The 17,516-nt window shown below is 40.1% G+C and carries 16 protein-coding genes; 10 read left to right on the forward strand and 6 right to left on the reverse strand.

Features of this window, described 5'->3' with window-relative positions; all coding sequences use genetic code 11:
• Positions 1–17: 17 nt before the first annotated feature.
• Positions 18–1,085: a LytR/AlgR family response regulator transcription factor gene (locus tag A7D14_RS13240; protein WP_067035442.1), complete on the reverse strand. Its 1,068-nt coding sequence runs from the start codon at positions 1,083–1,085 to the stop codon at positions 18–20.
• A 215-nt stretch (positions 1,086–1,300) separates the two neighbouring features.
• Between A7D14_RS13240 and A7D14_RS13245 the strand changes: the two genes are divergently transcribed.
• The 8 genes from A7D14_RS13245 (at position 1,301) to A7D14_RS13280 (ending at position 6,871) form a co-directional block, all read left to right on the forward strand.
• Entirely contained in the window at positions 1,301–1,669 is a 369-nt protein-coding gene (locus tag A7D14_RS13245; protein ID WP_067035445.1) for a hypothetical protein, read from the forward strand.
• An 18-nt stretch (positions 1,670–1,687) separates the two neighbouring features.
• Positions 1,688–2,263, forward strand: coding sequence for a YceI family protein (locus A7D14_RS13250; RefSeq protein WP_067035448.1), 576 nt, complete (start codon positions 1,688–1,690; stop codon positions 2,261–2,263).
• Positions 2,253–2,642 carry a hypothetical protein gene (locus A7D14_RS13255; RefSeq protein ID WP_067035451.1) on the forward strand — a complete coding sequence of 130 codons (390 nt, stop codon included), beginning with the start codon at positions 2,253–2,255 and terminating at the stop codon, positions 2,640–2,642. The genes A7D14_RS13250 and A7D14_RS13255 overlap by 11 nt, the downstream gene beginning before the upstream one ends.
• 29 nt (positions 2,643–2,671) lie before the next feature.
• A complete protein-coding gene (locus A7D14_RS13260; RefSeq protein ID WP_067035453.1) occupies positions 2,672–3,520 on the forward strand; it encodes a DUF5777 family beta-barrel protein in 849 nt (282 codons plus the stop codon).
• A gap of 126 nt (positions 3,521–3,646) precedes the next feature.
• Positions 3,647–4,888, forward strand: a complete 1,242-nt coding sequence (locus A7D14_RS13265; RefSeq protein WP_067035455.1) for a hypothetical protein — start codon at positions 3,647–3,649, stop codon at positions 4,886–4,888.
• Between the two features lie 106 nt (positions 4,889–4,994).
• Positions 4,995–5,432 (forward strand): OB-fold protein, encoded by a 438-nt coding sequence (locus tag A7D14_RS13270; protein WP_067035458.1) that lies wholly within the window; start codon positions 4,995–4,997, stop codon positions 5,430–5,432.
• Positions 5,425–5,970, forward strand: coding sequence for a YceI family protein (locus A7D14_RS13275; RefSeq protein WP_067035460.1), 546 nt, complete (start codon positions 5,425–5,427; stop codon positions 5,968–5,970). Before A7D14_RS13270 ends, A7D14_RS13275 begins: the two co-directional genes overlap by 8 nt.
• Before the next feature lie 16 nt (positions 5,971–5,986).
• On the forward strand, positions 5,987–6,871 hold the full coding sequence (locus A7D14_RS13280) for a DUF5777 family beta-barrel protein (protein WP_255307460.1): 885 nt from the start codon (positions 5,987–5,989) through the stop codon (positions 6,869–6,871).
• 245 nt (positions 6,872–7,116) lie between these two features.
• On the opposite strand, the gene A7D14_RS13285 is transcribed toward A7D14_RS13280, so the two are convergent.
• Positions 7,117–7,515 (reverse strand): hypothetical protein, encoded by a 399-nt coding sequence (locus A7D14_RS13285; RefSeq protein ID WP_067035466.1) that lies wholly within the window; start codon positions 7,513–7,515, stop codon positions 7,117–7,119.
• A 578-nt stretch (positions 7,516–8,093) separates the two neighbouring features.
• Between A7D14_RS13285 and A7D14_RS13290 the strand changes: the two genes are divergently transcribed.
• Positions 8,094–9,431 (forward strand): tyrosine-type recombinase/integrase, encoded by a 1,338-nt coding sequence (locus A7D14_RS13290; protein ID WP_067035468.1) that lies wholly within the window; start codon positions 8,094–8,096, stop codon positions 9,429–9,431.
• 1,070 nt (positions 9,432–10,501) lie between these two features.
• Positions 10,502–11,392 (forward strand): hypothetical protein, encoded by an 891-nt coding sequence (locus A7D14_RS13300; RefSeq protein ID WP_067035473.1) that lies wholly within the window; start codon positions 10,502–10,504, stop codon positions 11,390–11,392.
• A 172-nt stretch (positions 11,393–11,564) separates the two neighbouring features.
• Here A7D14_RS13300 and A7D14_RS13305 read toward each other — a convergent pair whose 3' ends face one another.
• From A7D14_RS13305 to A7D14_RS13320, 4 genes are all read right to left on the reverse strand, one after another.
• Complete coding sequence (locus A7D14_RS13305) at positions 11,565–14,735, reverse strand: efflux RND transporter permease subunit (RefSeq protein WP_067035476.1); 3,171 nt, start codon at positions 14,733–14,735, stop codon at positions 11,565–11,567.
• Between the two features lie 36 nt (positions 14,736–14,771).
• Positions 14,772–15,836 carry an efflux RND transporter periplasmic adaptor subunit gene (locus tag A7D14_RS13310; protein WP_067035479.1) on the reverse strand — a complete coding sequence of 355 codons (1,065 nt, stop codon included), beginning with the start codon at positions 15,834–15,836 and terminating at the stop codon, positions 14,772–14,774.
• Positions 15,837–15,844: 8 nt separating this feature from the next.
• Entirely contained in the window at positions 15,845–17,182 is a 1,338-nt protein-coding gene (locus tag A7D14_RS13315) for a TolC family protein (RefSeq protein ID WP_067035487.1), read from the reverse strand.
• Between the two features lie 100 nt (positions 17,183–17,282).
• The coding region (locus A7D14_RS13320) for a PaaI family thioesterase (RefSeq protein ID WP_141673395.1) at positions 17,283–17,516 on the reverse strand (234 nt) is incomplete at its 5' end.

Genomic DNA, 17,516 nt, shown 5'->3' on the forward strand with positions numbered 1-17,516 from the left:
CCAAGGTGTTTAAAACATTACAAGTTCAGCCAATTTTTAAACTCGGCCGCTTTGTTCTTGCTGATCAAAATATCAACATTGGTTCCTGGATTGACCAATATCTTTAATTGACTATTACCGTACTTAACAATCTTATTGATGCTTGAAATAGCAATGATAAACTGACGATTGGCTCTAAAGAATGTGGTTTCGTCCAAATAGGAGAACAGCTCATCAAGGCTGGAATTACTCGTCGATTTTTTCCCATCAATACCAGCAACATACGTTATTGAGTTCTCGGTATAGATATAAGCTATTTCTTCTATTGGGATGGAAAGAAGTTCGTTTTTCAATTGTGTCAAGATTCTTTTCTTGGTCACATTGGAGTTCGAATGCTCCGTAACTTTTTGCTGATAATCCCCAACGGCCCGATTCAACTTTGAAAGATTTAAAACCTCATCCTCCAATTTTTGTTTTTGCAGTTCCAGACGCTTTTCATAAATAGCCCCAATGTAGCGGGTGGTCATTACAAAAGTGGGGATGATAATGAGCCCAATGATGGAAAAAATAGTATAAAACTGGTACTTGAGCCGTTCTGTTTTGGAGCTTAGTTTTTTAAGGTTGATGTGGGAAACCACAATCCAATCGGAATTTTCAATCGGATACATAAAAGTAACTTCGGAAGGGTTTTCGGAGACATTCACTTCCTTGAAAAAGTTGTAGAACTCTGTGGTGGTCAAATTATCGGCAACAGAGGAAACAAAAGATTCTTCAGAACGTGCACTTTGCCCTACATTTTGTATCTCTGGATGGCAAACAATTTTGCCGGACCAATCAATGATACTCAAAAAAACATTGTTCTGATCGGTGTCGTGCAGACCTTCCTGAACCTGTGCCACAACGGTATCCTTTGGGGTGCCGTTCAGCAACTCATTGCTCACCAATGTGGCAAACGTTTTGGTTTCTTTTTTGCCAAATTCCAATTGCGAATCAATAAGTTCGTATGTGGCAGCTTCCAAAAAATAGGTAATGGCCACCATGGTCACGATTAAATAAATAATGGCGACAGACAAAAAAGTAAATAAGTATAGTTTGTCTTTTCTCATTGGGCTTTGACAATTCAATTCCGTCACAAGATAACAATAAGTTCCGATGGCGAAACAGTTCCAAAATTCTTAATATAGATTGAGTTTCCCGTTAAAGATTACCGTAAATCTTCAATCCCAATTTTTCCTTTTCACCCCTCATAATTCCGCTTCACCAAAGTTTAATTGCGAGGCTTTCAACGATTTGATTGCTTTGAAATAGAAAAAGATTACCCATGAAAAATATATTAACTGTTTTTGTTTTCACCTTTTTGTTTTTGTTAAGCTGCTCCAATGACAGTGAAAGTGATCTGACCGGTCCGCAGAATGGTGATGGAAATGAATTTGTAACCTATAACGATAATATTAAGGCTGTAATAAGTAACAATTGCCTGAGTTGCCATTCCAGCCCCCCGACAAACGGAGCACCCTTTTCCCTTACCACCTACACCCAAGTAAAAAATAGGGCAGAAAATGGTTCGTTGCTTGCGGCCATTAGCAAACAGACCGGGGAGGCAGGAGCAATGCCGCCTACGGGAAGGATGCCCCAAGCTACCATTGACCTAGTGGAACAATGGATAGCGGATGGCCTTTTGGAGGATTAAAAATAAACATAACAACGTATGGAATTTTCGGGAAGAATCGGAATCAAAATAAGTGTGTTAATTGGAATGTTGTGCCTTGGATTCACCTATGCGCAGCAGAGGTATGTTGATAGAAAGGGCGTGGTGGTTTTTGAGGCTTCCGAAAAGCTGTTTGAACCGGTAAAGGCAAAAAACGAATCTGTTTCGGTACTATTTGATGCATCGAACAATAAGATAGCATCATTGGCCCTTATGCGAGGGTTCCATTTCAAGAATTCCTTGATGCAGGAACACTTCAACGAAAATTACATTGAATCGGACCAATACCCTAAGGCTCTGTTCAAGGGAGAGATCGTGGACTTTGATATTGACCATGCCAGTAGCACCACACAGGAGTATGTTGTAAAGGGTACTCTTGAAATTAGGAGAATAGCCAAAAAGATTGAAACTACGGTCCAAATCCAAAGAATAGATAATGTTATGGCAATAAAGGGCAGCTTTATAGTGCTTCCAGTGGATTTCAATATTGAAATCCCCAAAATAGTTGAGAACAAAATTGCCAAAAAGGTATTGGTGAAGCTTGATTTTAAACTCATTGGTGATTATGGGAAATAGGAAAACACGGTTGCTTGTAATAGGTTTACTGCTAGGCGTTTTAATAGTCATTGTTTACAAAACGTTATACCCTGAACATAGAAATATTGCTGCGCAAAGTGTAGACTTCATCCTTTCCGCCAACGAATTGACCCAGGAGATGTCCCAGTCAGAAATGGCCAAGAAATATGGGGATAAAGTAATCCATACTTATGGAAGAATATCTGCCATTACCGGTAACATTATTACGCTCGAAGATGGTGTGGTTGTAAACCTTTTGGATATTTCTGGCCACGTACTTGAAATAGGGGACAGCATCGCCATAAAAGGAAGATGTATTGGCTATGACGACTTATTGGAAGAAGTAAAATTGGATCAAGCATCCATAATTCAAGAATAAATAAACCACTGAAACCACAATTCTTTAAAATGAAAAAAATACTGCTCGCATTGTTCTTTGCACCCTGTTTGGCTTTGGCCCAAGATGACCTATTGGAGGAAATAGATACGGTCACGGTCCAGAACGATTATGAAATTGCCGCCTTCAAGGGGCTAAAAATCGTCAATTTTGAGACCACCAAAATGGTGCCTAAAAGCAGGTTGTACTTTGTGGTGTCGCATAGATTTGGGAGTATTAAAACAGGCATCGAAGATTTTTTTGGGCTTGACCAAGCCGTGACCAGGTTGAATTTTATCTACGGAATTACGGACGGCATCAATTTAGGGATATCCCGAAGTTCATTTGAAAAGACCTATGAAAGTTCCCTAAAACTCAGATTGGTGAGACAAAGTGAAAACGGGTCGCCTTTCAACATTGTGTCGTTCAACACTGTTCTACTAAATGGGGCCTTGGACAAGGATAATTTACGAGGGCTTGGGTTTGAACACAGATTGTCCTATGCGGTACAAGCCCTGATCTCTAGAAAAATGAGTCAAAAACTTTCACTCGAGGTCGTCCCCACCTTTTTCCATGACAATTTGGTGTCCTTGGACGAGCAGGACAACTCACAATATGCCATTGGATTTGGAGGAAGGTATAAAATCTCCAATCGGGTTTCGTTGAATGCGGACTACGGAGTTCACATGAACAGGGCTTCAAACTCACCGTTCAAAAATCCATTGTCCGTGGGGGTGGATATAGAAACAGGGGGGCACGTTTTTCAATTGCATTTTACCAATGCACAACCAATGAACATCAATACATTTTTAAACCAAGCCACGGGAGATTGGGGCAAGGCCGATATTTATTTTGGATTTAACCTGCTTCGGATTTTTTAAAAAGCTAAAAAATTCAAAGGCTAAAATTCCTTTTTATGCTTCATTATTCGTCCTCACCAAGGTTTTTTGGGACAAGGTTTTAATTAATGTTTTATTTGAATTTTAATCAACTTAATAAAAATAAAAATGGGAAAGCAAATCACTTTTTTTCTAGTCATGTTACTTTTTTTGGGATGTTCCTCAAGTTCTGATAACGAGGGGATCAACGGTGACGGTCCGACAGGAGGAAATCCAACGGATGATTATTCACCACCAGGTGACGATACGCCACCGCCTTCGGGAGATTCCGATATGGTAAGGTTGGTCAATAACGGAACGTTTGGAAGTATTCTCACGGATGCTGATGGGAGAACATTGTATTTTTTCTCTCTGGACAGCAAAGGTGAGTCCAATTGTACAGAGGATTGCCTAAGTGCTTGGCCGGTATTCCACGTTACCGGTCCAACGCTGGATGAAGGCTTGGACAGCAGCGATTTTGGTACAATTACACGTGCGGATGGTGCCATGCAAACAACCTATAAGGGATGGCCTCTGTATTATTATGCAAGCGACAGTGCGGAAGGCGATGTAAATGGCGATGGTATCAGCGAAATTTGGTATGTGGCCAAACCGGACTATTCCGTAATGAAGGTCAGGGCCCAATTGGTCGGTAGGGATTCCGGTGGGGTCGAAACCAATTTGACCAGCAATTATGAACCAGGGGATGAACAGACGTTTTATATGACCGATGCTTATGGCAATACCCTATATCTTTTCTCCAACGATGAAAACGGAGTAAATAATTTTACGGCCGAAGATTTTTCCAACAACGGTGTATGGCCCATTTTTGAGGAGACCCTTTCAGAAGTACCAAGTGCTTTTGCATCCGGGGATTTTGGCTCAATAGATGTTTTTGGTAGGCAACAATTGACCTATAAGGGTTGGCCCCTGTACTATTTTGGACAGGATGAGGAACGTGGCGATAACTATGGCGTAGGTTTCCCATCTGCTGGAATTTGGCCCATTGCCAATTCCGATACCGAAACTGCACCACAACCCCAGTCAAGCACAATCTCGTATGATGTAGCCAATCAGGAGGCGACCGCATATACTTTTAATGGAGATGGGTTCAGCAATACCGTTAACCCCGATTTAACACTGAAAAGGGGCAATACATACGAATTTAATGTGAGTGCCCCTGGACATCCATTTTGGATAAAAACAGTACAAAGTACTGGCACTTCGGACACCTATGATGATGGTGTGACAAATAATGGAGCATCCTCCGGCACAGTGGTATTTACAGTTCCCGAAGACGCTCCGGACACCTTGTTTTATGTTTGTGAGTTTCATAGTCCCATGACAGGAACTATCAATATAATTGATTGAAAAAGAGAATTCTTTTGCTAAAGAAACCAAGACTTCTGATATAGGGGTCTTGGTTTTTAATTAATTTCTAGTTTTATCTTTATTTATTGGTATAGAACATTTCAAGATGCCCAATAAAATAAAATTCCTGGTTTTTGCAGTACTACTTGGTGTTGCATTGCTATTTGGATGGGGGATAATGGGCACGAAAAAGACAAACGTGATGAATACCAGCGCGGAAGTGGAGATCACAGCACAAAATTTATTGTCTGTTTTTAATGATGGAAACCAAAAATTAATGAATGGCTTAAAAACCGAACAAATTGTTGAGGTAACGGGACTGGTAAAAGAAACCAATTTGATGAATGGAAGGATAACCGTGCTGTTGAAAGGAAATAATGATAGCCCTCCTTATATTATATGTGATATGATGCCCCATCAAAAGACTACAGTATCACAATTCAAACCAAATGATTCTGTCAAAATAAAGGGTGTTTTCAAGGGATATCTCAAGGATGCCGTATTTTTGGACTGCATTGTTACTTTTAGCCAAGCGAATGATTAAGCATACCTTTCTTTGGATTAGTATTCTAATTTTCAGCCATGAATTAAGGGCGCAGAAGGTGATTTCCAGACAGGGGCACGTAGCTTTTTTTTCGTATACATCGGTTGAGAATATAAAAGCTGAAAACAATCAGGTACTGGGAATCGTAGATTTACAGCATGGGGATATAGCGGTAAGTATGCTGATGAACGCCTTTATTTTTGAAAAGGCCCTGATGCGGGAACATTTCAATGAAAGCTATGTGGAATCCGATATATTTCCCAAGGCCACTTTTGAAGGGACCATACAGGACTTTGATGCCAATCAGCAAGAAGATCAGACGAGGATAGTAAAGGGCAATTTTTCCATGCATGGGGTAACCAAGGAACTGGAAATCAAAGCCAGAATCGAACACGTAAATGAAAACTACATAATATCTGGCACTTTTGAAGCTGTGGTAAAGGATTACGAGATAAAAATACCGCCCCTTTTAGCTGGTAATATAGCCAAAACTGTTTCCGTGGATTTTAGATTTGAATGTTTGCCGTATGAAGATTAAAGAGATTATATTTTTTTTGATTTTAGTCCTTGTGGCCAATAGTGTGCTTGCCCAAAAGGAACTGTTGGAAATTTTGGAAAAGGAGCAAAAAGACACCCCCCAATATACCATGGCTACCTTTAAGGCCACGAGAATCTCCTTTGGCCATTCTATTGAAACCCGTAAAAAAGGAATTTTGGAAGTATCGGTGGCCAACAGGTTCTGGAATACCCCAAGTCTCTATTCCCAAAGTTTTGGGGCAGATAAAATGAATGCACGTATTGCGTTGGAATATGCTATCAGCGACAGACTTTCAACAGGATGGGGAGGAAGTACCTGGGATGGACTTTTTGATGGGTATGTAAAATATAAACTGATAAGACAACGAAGTGATAAAAGCGGTTCCCCGTTCAGTATCACTCTTTTTCAGAATGCGAGCTATTACAGCGAAGCCCTTGGACCCTACTTTGATGATGATTTTTCCAATAGGCTGTCGTTCACCACACAGGCACTTATTGCAAGAAAGTTTACCTCCGATTTTTCGTTTCAAATAGCCCCAACATTTGTGCACAAAGGGTTACGGTTCTCAGGAGAAGACCCACAAAATCATTTTGCACTTGGCTTTGGGGGAAGGTATAAATTGGGGGGACATATTTCCTTTGTCTCGGAGTATTATGCGGTATTCAATCCCATTACATCAAGAGATACTTATGGACCCTTTAGCATCGGGATAAATTGGGAATTGGGGGATGTTATGCTCCAGTTTATGCTCACAAACGCATCACATATAGTAGAGGATGCCTATATCACGGATACAGGGTATAACTTCAATTTCAAGAACCCCAATCTCAATTTTGGCTTTACCGCCACATATGTTATCCATTTCAATCGAAAGTTGAAAGGGCTGAAACTAAACAAATAATACGCAAAAAAATCCTTAAATACTTCACAAATCATTATTGCTAAAAATGACATTTATAAAATATAATTACTTCAGTTTAGATTCATTGGAAGATATATGCCGTTTCAGAGAATACTGTTGTTGAGGTAACACGCTTATACCATACTTTACTAACGGGTTACGACCAACAGTTGATAATTATACCACGTCCAAATAATTGTTTCTAGTTCTACGATTATTGATATTCTGCAATAATGAGTTTTATATTATTTTACGCTATCCTGTTTTTTGAGAAATGCTTTACATTCGTCCATTGATTTGAAAACAAAATCAGGATTGTTGATCCACTTGGTGAAATAAACTAGAATTCGTAATAGTGGATTTGGAACAATAACAATGTACCAACCTATATCAGGTAATTTCTTAATGGCTTGCAGATAGAATGGGTTTAAAGGATTTGCAAATACAACTTTTGTTGTATCAACAACGTGGTGCATAGTCCCAATGATTTGTTGTTCATTAGCAATTTTCAATTCCTTTAAGAATTGCTGTAAAAGCCGTTTGCTTATACAGCCATTGGGGACAACATAAAATAAGTTGTCCTTTTCACTGCGATACATTGTTATTTGACCTCTTTTATCATTTAATTCCGTAATCAGCTTCATACTCCAAATGTTTTATTATGAGAAAAAAGAGGGGTACGAATCAACTTGTAATGATATGACGACATTCATAAATTCGATTTATCAAAAATTGATAACCTTTTTACTTTAATGGTCAAAACGTGTTACTTCATTATAAACCCTGGTAAGTTCTCGTTCTTGTGCGGTGTAGGCTTCCCCTAGATAGAACTGCGTTTTTTTCCAATTTCACCAAGGTTATTGTCTTTGATTTCTTGTCCTCAAATTCATAATGCACCAAAAAACATCAAATTTTTTGTGTCAAAATAAAAAAGTTTGGATTCTGTACCTATTCTGTACCCATGTTAAAAAAGAAAGGCCCCCGATTTCTCGGAGGCCTTGCCTGCTCTAGTAGCGGGGACTGGACTCGAACCAGTGACCTTCGGGTTATGAGCCTTGTGGGCATTGGTTCAATATGGTCTTAAATGTGATAAAACCTAGTGTTTATAGGGGTTTTTATTTCACGTCAAACCATAAAAATCCATTCAAAAGCAGTAAATGTTTTACCTATGTTTTACCCTTTTTTGACAAATTTCCCATATCTTTGAGTATAGATAAAATCCATGGCATCAGTAAAGATAGTGCTTGTCAAGCATAAACAAAAAAAAGATGGTACAGTTCCTGTTGCCGTTCGCGTAATTAAAAATCGCAAACCAAGCTATATTTTTACCGGGAATTATATTCTTGAAAAAGATTGGAATGCTACAGAACGATGTGTAAGGAAGTCGCATCCGAATTCTAAGAGATTAAATAATTTACTTCAAAAAAAGTTGAGTGAAGCCCATGCAAGCCTACTCGATGCGGAGACAAGCGATGAAAGTCTATCAACAAAACAAATAACCAATAAGATAAAGCGTAAAGGAAATAGGGTTTCGTTTTTTGAAGCTGCGGCGGAACGCATTGAGCGAAAGTATAAAGCAGGAACATTTTCAGTAGCTAAATCAGAACTGTCTATCTTATGTAATATAGAGGAGTTTTTGAACTTAAACGCTAATGCGCCAATGGAAACTGTAATTGAGCAGATAAAAGAACGTCGCAAAATACGAATGGTTAAAGGGCGCAAACCTGAACATTCTATGGTTGATGACATTAAAACCTTTGCCAAGAAGAAAACACTTTCATTTGAGGAAATAGACACAGCTTTTTTAAATAAGTACAAATCTTTTTGTGCAGCATACCTAGGTCAAAAAACACGTACGGTTACAAACCAATTGATTTTTATTCGAACTCTCTTCAATCAAGTCATCATAAATGGCGAGGTGAATAGAAAACATTATCCGTTTGCTGGAGAAAAGGAAAAAATTAAAATTACATCTGGTCATAAAATCGGATTGACAAGAGAAGAAGTATTAAAGGTAGAAGATTTGAAATTGGAAGAGCAAACAAGTATATGGCATACGCGCAACGTTTGGCTATTTTCTTTTTACTTTGCTGGAATCAGAATATCGGACGTTTTAGAAATGAGATGGTCGGATTTTAAGGATGGGCGTTTGTTCTACACAATGAACAAGAACGAAAAACCCATTAGTCTGAAGATACCCGAGAAAGCGAAGAGCATTATTGATTTATATATAAAAAGGCGTAAATCTTCAAAGTATATCTTTCCGTTTTTGGATAATGCAAATCCAAAAAGTGAATATGACAAGTTCGTAAAAATCAGAAACGCAAGTAGTTTGTTTGATAAATATCTAAAACGAATTGCAAAGAAGTGCAGTATAGAAAAAAACTTATCGAACCATATTGCCCGTCACAGTTTTGGGAATATCGCCGGGGATTCTATTAACCCCCATATGTTACAAAAGTTATATCGCCATAGTGATCTCAAAACCACAATTGGATATCAGGCAAACTTCATTCACAAGGAAGCCGATGACGCATTAGATGCTGTAATTAATTTTTAAAAACAAACAATATTTATCACAGTCTTAGGATCTAGTGCCGAAAGGTGTGAGAGTTCGAGTCTCTCCGCCCATACAAAGGGAAAGCCGACTTTTAGGAGTCGGCTTTTTTTGTTTTGGGTACGACATAGGTACAACAAATGCTGAAATTATATAATCTGGAGGAAGAATAGTAAAAATCACAATCATGTGAAGTGATTTTTTTTGCATTTATTTGTTGAATGTGAATTGATGGGCATGTTCACTAGAACTAATAAGGTAATTGAACAATGACGTTCCTAATCTTATCGTATCGACTGTTAATCAGAGGGTCCTTGGTTCGAGCCCAAGAGGGGGAGCTTCAAAATCAGGTAGTTACATTAATATGTAGCTACCTTTTTTATTTGACGGCGTGCTTTTGGCGTGCTTTCTTGAAATTGACTTTATAGTCTCCACTAAGACAAGAGATGTCTGTTAAATTAAATCAACATGACAGTGATTGCTATAATTTCTTTCCTTTGATAAGTTTCAAATAGGCCAGTGATTGCAAAAACATAACAACGAACCCAATAAGCTCCAATATTCCGGCTTCAAGACCATATTCTCCACCAGTCAGCAAATCGGTACCTTTGTTTTCAATTTCGTAAAATTAATTTACAGCTGTTACCACTCATTGTAAATCCCAATTGAGTTTGTGTAAAATACCATGCCATTTATTGTAAGTAATACTATTGAAAGAATGGACAGAACCGTTCTTTCTAAAAAATAAAGTACCGATAAGAAAGCGAAATGCAGTATTATTCCGAAAATATGCGGCATAAAGTAATGCATCTTGGTTCTGGTTTAAAATAGCTATTATAATTATCTTTATTTCATGAAGATAGAGAAACTGAAGAACAAGATACTGTCCTCGCCTGCCAATACGGGCATTCTTCAACCACATCTATTAAAAGATAAGTAAAGGAGTGTAAATCAAAATTGATGCCTGTCAGCACGGAGTGGGAAATGGAATATGAGGTGTCCAATCCGTTTACCGAACAACTGGATTTGAAGTTCAACAAAAAAATTGGGAGGCTAAAATCATATCAAAGGTCATGAAAAGTTATTATCAATTTTTTAAACGATTCGGACTTTCTTGGAGGTATATATTTTGGTCTTTTGCAGTGGCTTCCATTCCATTATTTTTTACAAGTTTTTATAGCAAAACATTTGTGGTTTTTCCAATAATTATTCCGATTTTTTTTGGAATATTGCTCTACCTATATTTCGGTATCTTCTTAAAAAAAGCATTTCTTGAATGGCACGAAGCTCAAAGCTTACGGAAGGAAATTATCGGATTAACGAAGATCTTTTTCTTTCAAATTGCAAATAACACGTTTGATAACAACCAACTTGCTTCAGAAAAACTTTTGGAAATCCAAAGAAGAATTATTTACAGACATCTGGCTTTCCTCATTTCAATGAAGGAATTCGCGATACAAAACACTTCTAAAGATTTTGAAGGATATCTAGATAAGAAGGAGTTTAATGTTGTAAAGCGGGCAAGTAATGTACCATTTCAAATTTTGAAACTTCAATCCGAAGAACTAAAGAACTTAAATAAAAAAGCTTACGTACCTGAACAAGCTTATGTGAATCTCCAAAATCTAGGAATGAAGTTTATCCATTGTATTGGTGATTGTGAATTTATGGTCAATAAAGGATTCCGTAATACTAATTATAAAATGGCCACTATAGGCATCTGTTTTTTTATAGTAATCATAACGTTAAGTACTGCTCCATATTTAGGATTTTGGTCTATTATTTTTTCTGCTTTTTGGGGCTATGGTCTTTTCTTGCTGCAAAATCTTCAACAGTATTATTTGACTCCCTTTAATAATTCGACGTCCAAAATCGAGATTAATAAGACCATAAATGAAATTGAATATGATTCCTTGACATTAATTGTTGGTGAGGAAGTAAACAATTTATTAGGAAAGATTTAATGCCATAATTCCACCACATAACAAATGATGATACAACAGCTATGATGCAATAAAAAAGAAATAATTATAATCACGAACTTCGATACAAAACTGCCTAGCAGGTTGCCAAGAACCGCTATGGCATAGCATTTTAAATGTCGATAAAGCTCAACCGCCGGACACGGCCAGCATATCAGAGTGTGTGGTCCGGGTTAAAGCCATCTACCAATTTTTTATGCTCGTAATCGGCCACCATAAGCTCCTCATAATCAGTTTTTGCTCCCTGGGTAAACTTGTGCACTAATTTTTCCATTAAATTATATATTACCGGTACTATTATCAAGGTCAGAAAAAGCGAACTTATCAATCCCCCTATGATAACCCATGCAAGACCGTTTTTCCATCCCGATCCCGGGCCTGAGGCCAACGCAATGGGAAGCATGCCGAAAACCATGGCAATGGTGGTCATCAGAATTGGGCGGAGACGAGCGTGGTTGGCCTGTATCAAAGCGTTCCTGACCGTTTCCCCTGACCGCACGCGTTCATTGGCAAAGTCAACTAGGATGATGGCGTTTTTACATACCAGCCCCATCAGCATAATTATACCAAGAATGGTAAAGATGTTCAGGGAATTGTTCGTTAACGCCAATGCCAGCAAAGCTCCGATGAACGATAACGGAATGGAAAAAAGAACTACGAAGGGGTGCACAAAACTGTCGTACAGGGCAACCATTACCAAATAGACCAATATGATCGCCGCCAACATAGCAATTCCCAGTGTTCCAAACCCTTCCGACTGCCTTTCTTTATCCCCACCCCATACATAATTTACCCCAGTGGGCCGTTCGACATCTTGAAAGGCAGCCTCCCATTCATCCGCGACCGTACCGGCCGGCCGGCCAACGGACTGCCCTTTTACGGTAACCGAGGCGGTCTTGTCCCGGCGTTCCAATTGGCTCGGACCCAACGTTTCCGTGATGTCGGCGAATTGTGAGAGTTTTACTTCTTGCCCCTGATTGTTCGTAAGGATTAAATCCCCCACATCGGCAATACTTTTTCTATCAAAACTATTGTAGCGTATGTTAATATCATATTCATATTCTCCTGCCCTGAATTTGCCATCGGTATTCCCGTTAAATGCGGTCTGCATTGTCAATCCTACGGTTTGTAACGATAAGCCTAGGGAGGTCATCTTATCCCGATCTACCTGAACATTGATTTCAGGATTTCCCGTTTCTACGGACAATTCGATTTCCGTGGCCCCGGGAATTTTATATAGTTCCGCCTCGGCCTTTCTGGCAAAGACCATGGCACTATCCAAACTAGGCCCGGTCACGACCAAGGCCAACGGGGCTTCCTCCGCCACTCCCAAAAGGCTTATAGGTACGGTCTTCACCTTGGCGCCTACCAATATTTTCTCTAAACGACGTTTTGTTTTGGCCGCAAACACATAAGAATCGTCAACGCGTTCCTTTTCATCTACCATTTGAACGTTGATTTCCGCCTTGTAAGCGGTAGCCTGTGAAGCACCTAAGCCCTCGCTGGTCTGGCCTACGGTAGTGATAAGGCTCTTGACCTCTTCTTGGGTATTCAAAAAGGCCTCTGCTTTTTGGGCCATAAAATTACTTTGTTCCAATGAGGCATCTTTCGGTAGTTCTATCTGCACCAAAAACTCGCCCCTATCCGATGCGGCAAAGAATTCGCCCCCAATAAATCCAGCCCCTACCAAGGCAATCGAAGCAAAGAATATAACTAAAACGACAGACAAAGTTGTTTTATAGTAATCCAAGCACCAGGTCAATAAACCGGAGATCCAATTCGTGAAACGTTTTAATTGTGTTTCGAATTTAATGATAAGCCTACCGAACAGGTTTTTACCTGTGATATGCTCCAATTTTCCAAAACGGGACGATAACCATGGAATAATGGTAAACGATGCCAATAGGGACAACAGCGTCGAAATTATGATGGTCACACAAAATTGCGTGATGATTTTGGACACCAGACCGCTGCTCATGGCGATCGGAAAAAAGACGACCACGATTACCAACGTTATCGATGTTACCGTGCCCCCTATTTCAGCGGTACCGTCATAGGCCGCGCGGACACGGTTTTTGCCCATTTCCATATGTCGGTAGATGTTTTCGAGAACAACGATGGCATCGTCCACCAAGATGCCTACGACCAAAGACAATCCCAACAAACTCATTAGGTTCAAGGTATAATCCAACAACAAAAATCCTATAAATGTCGCAATCAACGAGGCGGGTATGGACACCATTACAATTAGCGAGTTTCTTACACTGTGCAAGAAGAAGAGCATTACAATCGCTACCAATAACACAGCGATCAATAGGTCATGGATTACCGAATCGGCCGCCTCCAAGGTAAAAACACTACTGTCATTGGCCACATTGAGCTTGAGGTTTATGGCTTTATAATCGGTCTCGAGTTGTGCTATCCGTTTTATAATATCTTCGCTTACGGCCACTGCATTGGCATCGGACTGCTTGATTACCTGCAATAGGATGGCACTTTTTTGATCTACCCTTGCAATTTTTTCAGGTGTTTTTTGACTGTCCTGAACATCCGCAATATCACTGAGCCTCACTTGGACGCCATCTTGATCTGTGACCACTAGATTACGCAGCTCTTCAACGCTTTTATATTTTCCGGCCAGCCGGATCAATATTTTTTGCTGCCGGGTCTGAATATTTCCTGTGGGGAAATCCAAATTCGAAGCCAGGATGGTCTGTTGGACCTGGGGTATGGAAAGGTCATATCCCTGTAGTCGGTCGGCGTCTAAATTTATCTGTATCTCCCTTTCTTGCCCCCCTATCAAATTTATCTGTGCCACACCATTGACCCGGGAGAGCAAAGGGGCAATTTTTTTATCGATCAGGTCGTAAAACTTAATTTCATCCATCGTGCCATTGGCACCGATTGTCATAATTGGAAGGTCGCTCAATGAAAATTTGCTTAAGGAAGGTGTTTTGGCATCCTCGGGCAGATCACTGATAATGGCGTTGATTTTCCGTTGTGCATCGTTCAGGGAAAAATCAACATTGGCACCATCCGTCAAGGTAATCGCAACCGTGGAAAGACTTTCATAAGAACGGGATTCTATTTTTTTTATGTTCTCCAGAGAGGCAACCGCATCCTCTATTTTTTTTGTCACGGTATTTTCGATCTCGCTGGGCGAGGCACCGGGATAAATAGTGGCGACGGTTATAATATTTCGGTCGAATTTGGGTATCAATTCATATCCCAGTTGGTTATAACTGAACAGGCCCCCGAGGGTAAGTATGGTAAACAGCACAATGACCAATGAAGGCCTTTTTATGGAAATTTCAGCTAATTTCATAGTATGGAATAAAATGTTTGAGGTTATTGTCCGGTTCTAGTCGATGATGTCTATCTTGGAGCCGTTCTGTAGATTGATCTGCCCGGTAACTACTACGAGTTCATTGCTGTCCAGACCATCCAATATTTCGACTTTATCACCGAATATTCTTCCGGCCGTTACGTCGGTCAGTTTTGCAACTCCGTCTTCAGCGACAAAAACCTGGTTACTGCTTACACTTCCCAAGAAAGCATTTCTAGGGGCTACCAGTATCTTTTCGCTTTCCCGGTCCGACGAAGTAAACGTTGCCGTTCCGTACATACCCGCCTTCAAGGCGTTGTCCGGATTGTTCGATATCTCGATTTCCACCGGAAAATTCAAACTACTATCCGATTTCGGTGCTATAAACGTGATTTTCCCCGAGAATGTCCTGTCAGGTAAAACACTGGCTTTCACATTTACCGGGTCGCCCACTTTTAAACTGGCCACTTGGGACTCGTTGACCGAAACCCTAAGTTTCAGTTTCGAGACATCGACAATGTCGAACATTGGTGTTGCCGCTCCCAGAACAGAACCCGGTTCGATATAACGTTTGTTCACAACGCCTTTTATCGTAGCTTTTATGTTGACATCCCCTGCATTTACCTTCGCTTGTTCCAGTCTCGATTGTGCAGTAACCAAGGTCAACTTGGCCTGATCCATTTGTTGTTCGGTCACTCCACCGGTTTTTAGGGCATTTTCAAAACGTTTGAAATTTGTCGACGCATTCTGATAGGCCGCTTCGGCCGCGTGCAGTTCTGCCGATACCTGCTCACTTCTCACAATTGCCAAAGTCTGGCCCACCCTAATATGATCGCCCTCATCTACCAATACCCTAACGACCCTACCTGGCTTTTCCGCAGAAAAATCCAGTTCTTTAAAGGGCTCAAAGTTGCCATTGGCGGTAAAATTGAGGGAACTGGCTTCCGTCTTTACCGTATCTACTTTTACGGCGACGCTAGCATTTTTTTGTGCAACGATATCCGTCTTTGCTTGATTTTCCTGTTTATTGTTCATTAAGGTAAAGGCGATCAGGGCCAATGCCACTACAATTACAAGTATGTATATTATGTTCTTTTTCATCGTGCTTATTAATTTGTTAATGTCCTTAATTCCCCTTTGGCCTTCAACAACAGAATTTCTGCCAGTTTGTATTGTAAAATCGCGGTGTTAAAGTTGTTCCTAGCCTCGGTCAAGGTGTTTTCCGCATCCAATAGATCCGTTAGCGGAGCCAAACCTTGGACGTAATTGTTTCTGGTATTGTCCAAAACTGCCTGTGCCAACCTGACATTTTCGTTTTGATTGTAGATGGTCGCAACACTATTGTTTATTTGGGTTCGGGCATTTTCGTAATCAAGATCCAAGGCCAATTCGGTATCCTTTATATCCTCTTGTAAAATCTGTAGATCGATATCGGCCTGCTGTACTTTGGAACGCGTTCCAAACCCCGAGAAAATGGGAATTTTCAAATTCAATCCTATCGATGAAAAATCGGACCAATATACATTGTCCTCCGGCTTTTTGAACCATGGAAGATCCGGGCCTTGGCCAAGATAATTGTACCCACCTGTCAGGGAAAGCGTTGGATAAAATTCCGCCTTGACAGCCATTTTTTGGTAGGACAACAATTGTTCTTGTTTTTTGAGAAGCAGATACTCCGTTCGATTCTCGATATCAGGGGATGAAAATACTTCGCTTGGTGTGAATTCGAACTCGATTTCCGGAATCTCGATTTGGGCGGTTATGGGCATACCCATAAAAAATTTCAGGGTATTTTCTTGAAGCTGCAGTGCATTGATTATCTGGAGCCGTTGGGTCTCGAGATTTGAAATTTTTACAATGATCCTGTCCAGATCGATTTTCTTGGCCAGCCCATTTTGAAACTGGCCTTCAATGATATTTTTTGCCTTGATCGTGTTTGCCAATGTACTATCGAGTACCTGAAGGTTTAAACGTTGTAGATATACTTGATAGTAACTATTGGCTACCTTTTCTATTACCTGCTCTTGCGTCAAGCGATTATTGATCTGATAAAACTCACGGGTAGTTTTTGCGGCTTTTAAACCTGTGAAAACCGATTGGTCAAATATGGTCTGGCTCAACGAAACACCGAAGATCGAATTCCATTTTTGGCCCAAAGTTGCCTGTATAATGGTGCCCGGTTGCCCAAATGAACTTCCATCGATCACATTGGTCTGTAGAATAGGGTTATAGACCAAACTACCATTTCCTGTAATCTGAGGCAATGCCCGCGAACGAACTTCCTGGATTTGGTACTCACTATTTTCAATGGCCAACTTCGATTTTTGTGCATCGGCCTTGTTCTCAAGTGCGTAGGTAACAGCCTCCTTTAGGCTAAGCTGTTTTATCTCTTGGGCATTGACTACGCAAACAAGGCATAAAAGGTAAATGCTTAAAAATTTTTTGATCATAAACGGATACATATTTAATGGGAAGAAATTTCAGGATGTCCTATAATGTTTTTTAAGATTCCTCTTATTTTATACATAATTCTTTATCACCTAAAGCCTAGGAGCCGTTTCTATGTATGCTATAGATACATCTTGCCAAAGCCACTGGATCCTTTTGTTCACTCTGGAAAAGTTCCACGTCCACTACGGCGGTCGCCTTACCACTTTTAACGATCTTTGCCTTGGCCAAAATATCCCCTTCAACGGTAGGATGGAGATAATCGATCCGCATATCCAAGGTATTTATCCTGTCCTGTAAGGAATCGAGGGTCGTCGCTCCGGCAGCTCCTCC

Source organism: Allomuricauda sp. CP2A, from assembly GCF_001683915.1.
Classification (GTDB): Bacteria; Bacteroidota; Bacteroidia; order Flavobacteriales; family Flavobacteriaceae; genus Flagellimonas.

Coding starts and splice junctions, on each gene's coding strand:
- A7D14_RS13260 (WP_067035453.1), top strand. CDS start 2,672: ATGAAAAAAATACTGCTCGCATTGTTCTTTGCACCCTGTTTGGCTTTG.
- A7D14_RS13255 (WP_067035451.1), top strand. CDS start 2,253: ATGGGAAATAGGAAAACACGGTTGCTTGTAATAGGTTTACTGCTAGGC.
- A7D14_RS13290 (WP_067035468.1), top strand. CDS start 8,094: ATGGCATCAGTAAAGATAGTGCTTGTCAAGCATAAACAAAAAAAAGAT.
- A7D14_RS13265 (WP_067035455.1), top strand. CDS start 3,647: ATGGGAAAGCAAATCACTTTTTTTCTAGTCATGTTACTTTTTTTGGGA.
- A7D14_RS13300 (WP_067035473.1), top strand. CDS start 10,502: ATGAAAAGTTATTATCAATTTTTTAAACGATTCGGACTTTCTTGGAGG.
- A7D14_RS13305 (WP_067035476.1), bottom strand. CDS start 14,735: ATGAAATTAGCTGAAATTTCCATAAAAAGGCCTTCATTGGTCATTGTG.
- A7D14_RS13250 (WP_067035448.1), top strand. CDS start 1,688: ATGGAATTTTCGGGAAGAATCGGAATCAAAATAAGTGTGTTAATTGGA.
- A7D14_RS13240 (WP_067035442.1), bottom strand. CDS start 1,085: ATGAGAAAAGACAAACTATACTTATTTACTTTTTTGTCTGTCGCCATT.
- A7D14_RS13270 (WP_067035458.1), top strand. CDS start 4,995: ATGCCCAATAAAATAAAATTCCTGGTTTTTGCAGTACTACTTGGTGTT.
- A7D14_RS13310 (WP_067035479.1), bottom strand. CDS start 15,836: ATGAAAAAGAACATAATATACATACTTGTAATTGTAGTGGCATTGGCC.
- A7D14_RS13275 (WP_067035460.1), top strand. CDS start 5,425: ATGATTAAGCATACCTTTCTTTGGATTAGTATTCTAATTTTCAGCCAT.
- A7D14_RS13245 (WP_067035445.1), top strand. CDS start 1,301: ATGAAAAATATATTAACTGTTTTTGTTTTCACCTTTTTGTTTTTGTTA.
- A7D14_RS13285 (WP_067035466.1), bottom strand. CDS start 7,515: ATGAAGCTGATTACGGAATTAAATGATAAAAGAGGTCAAATAACAATG.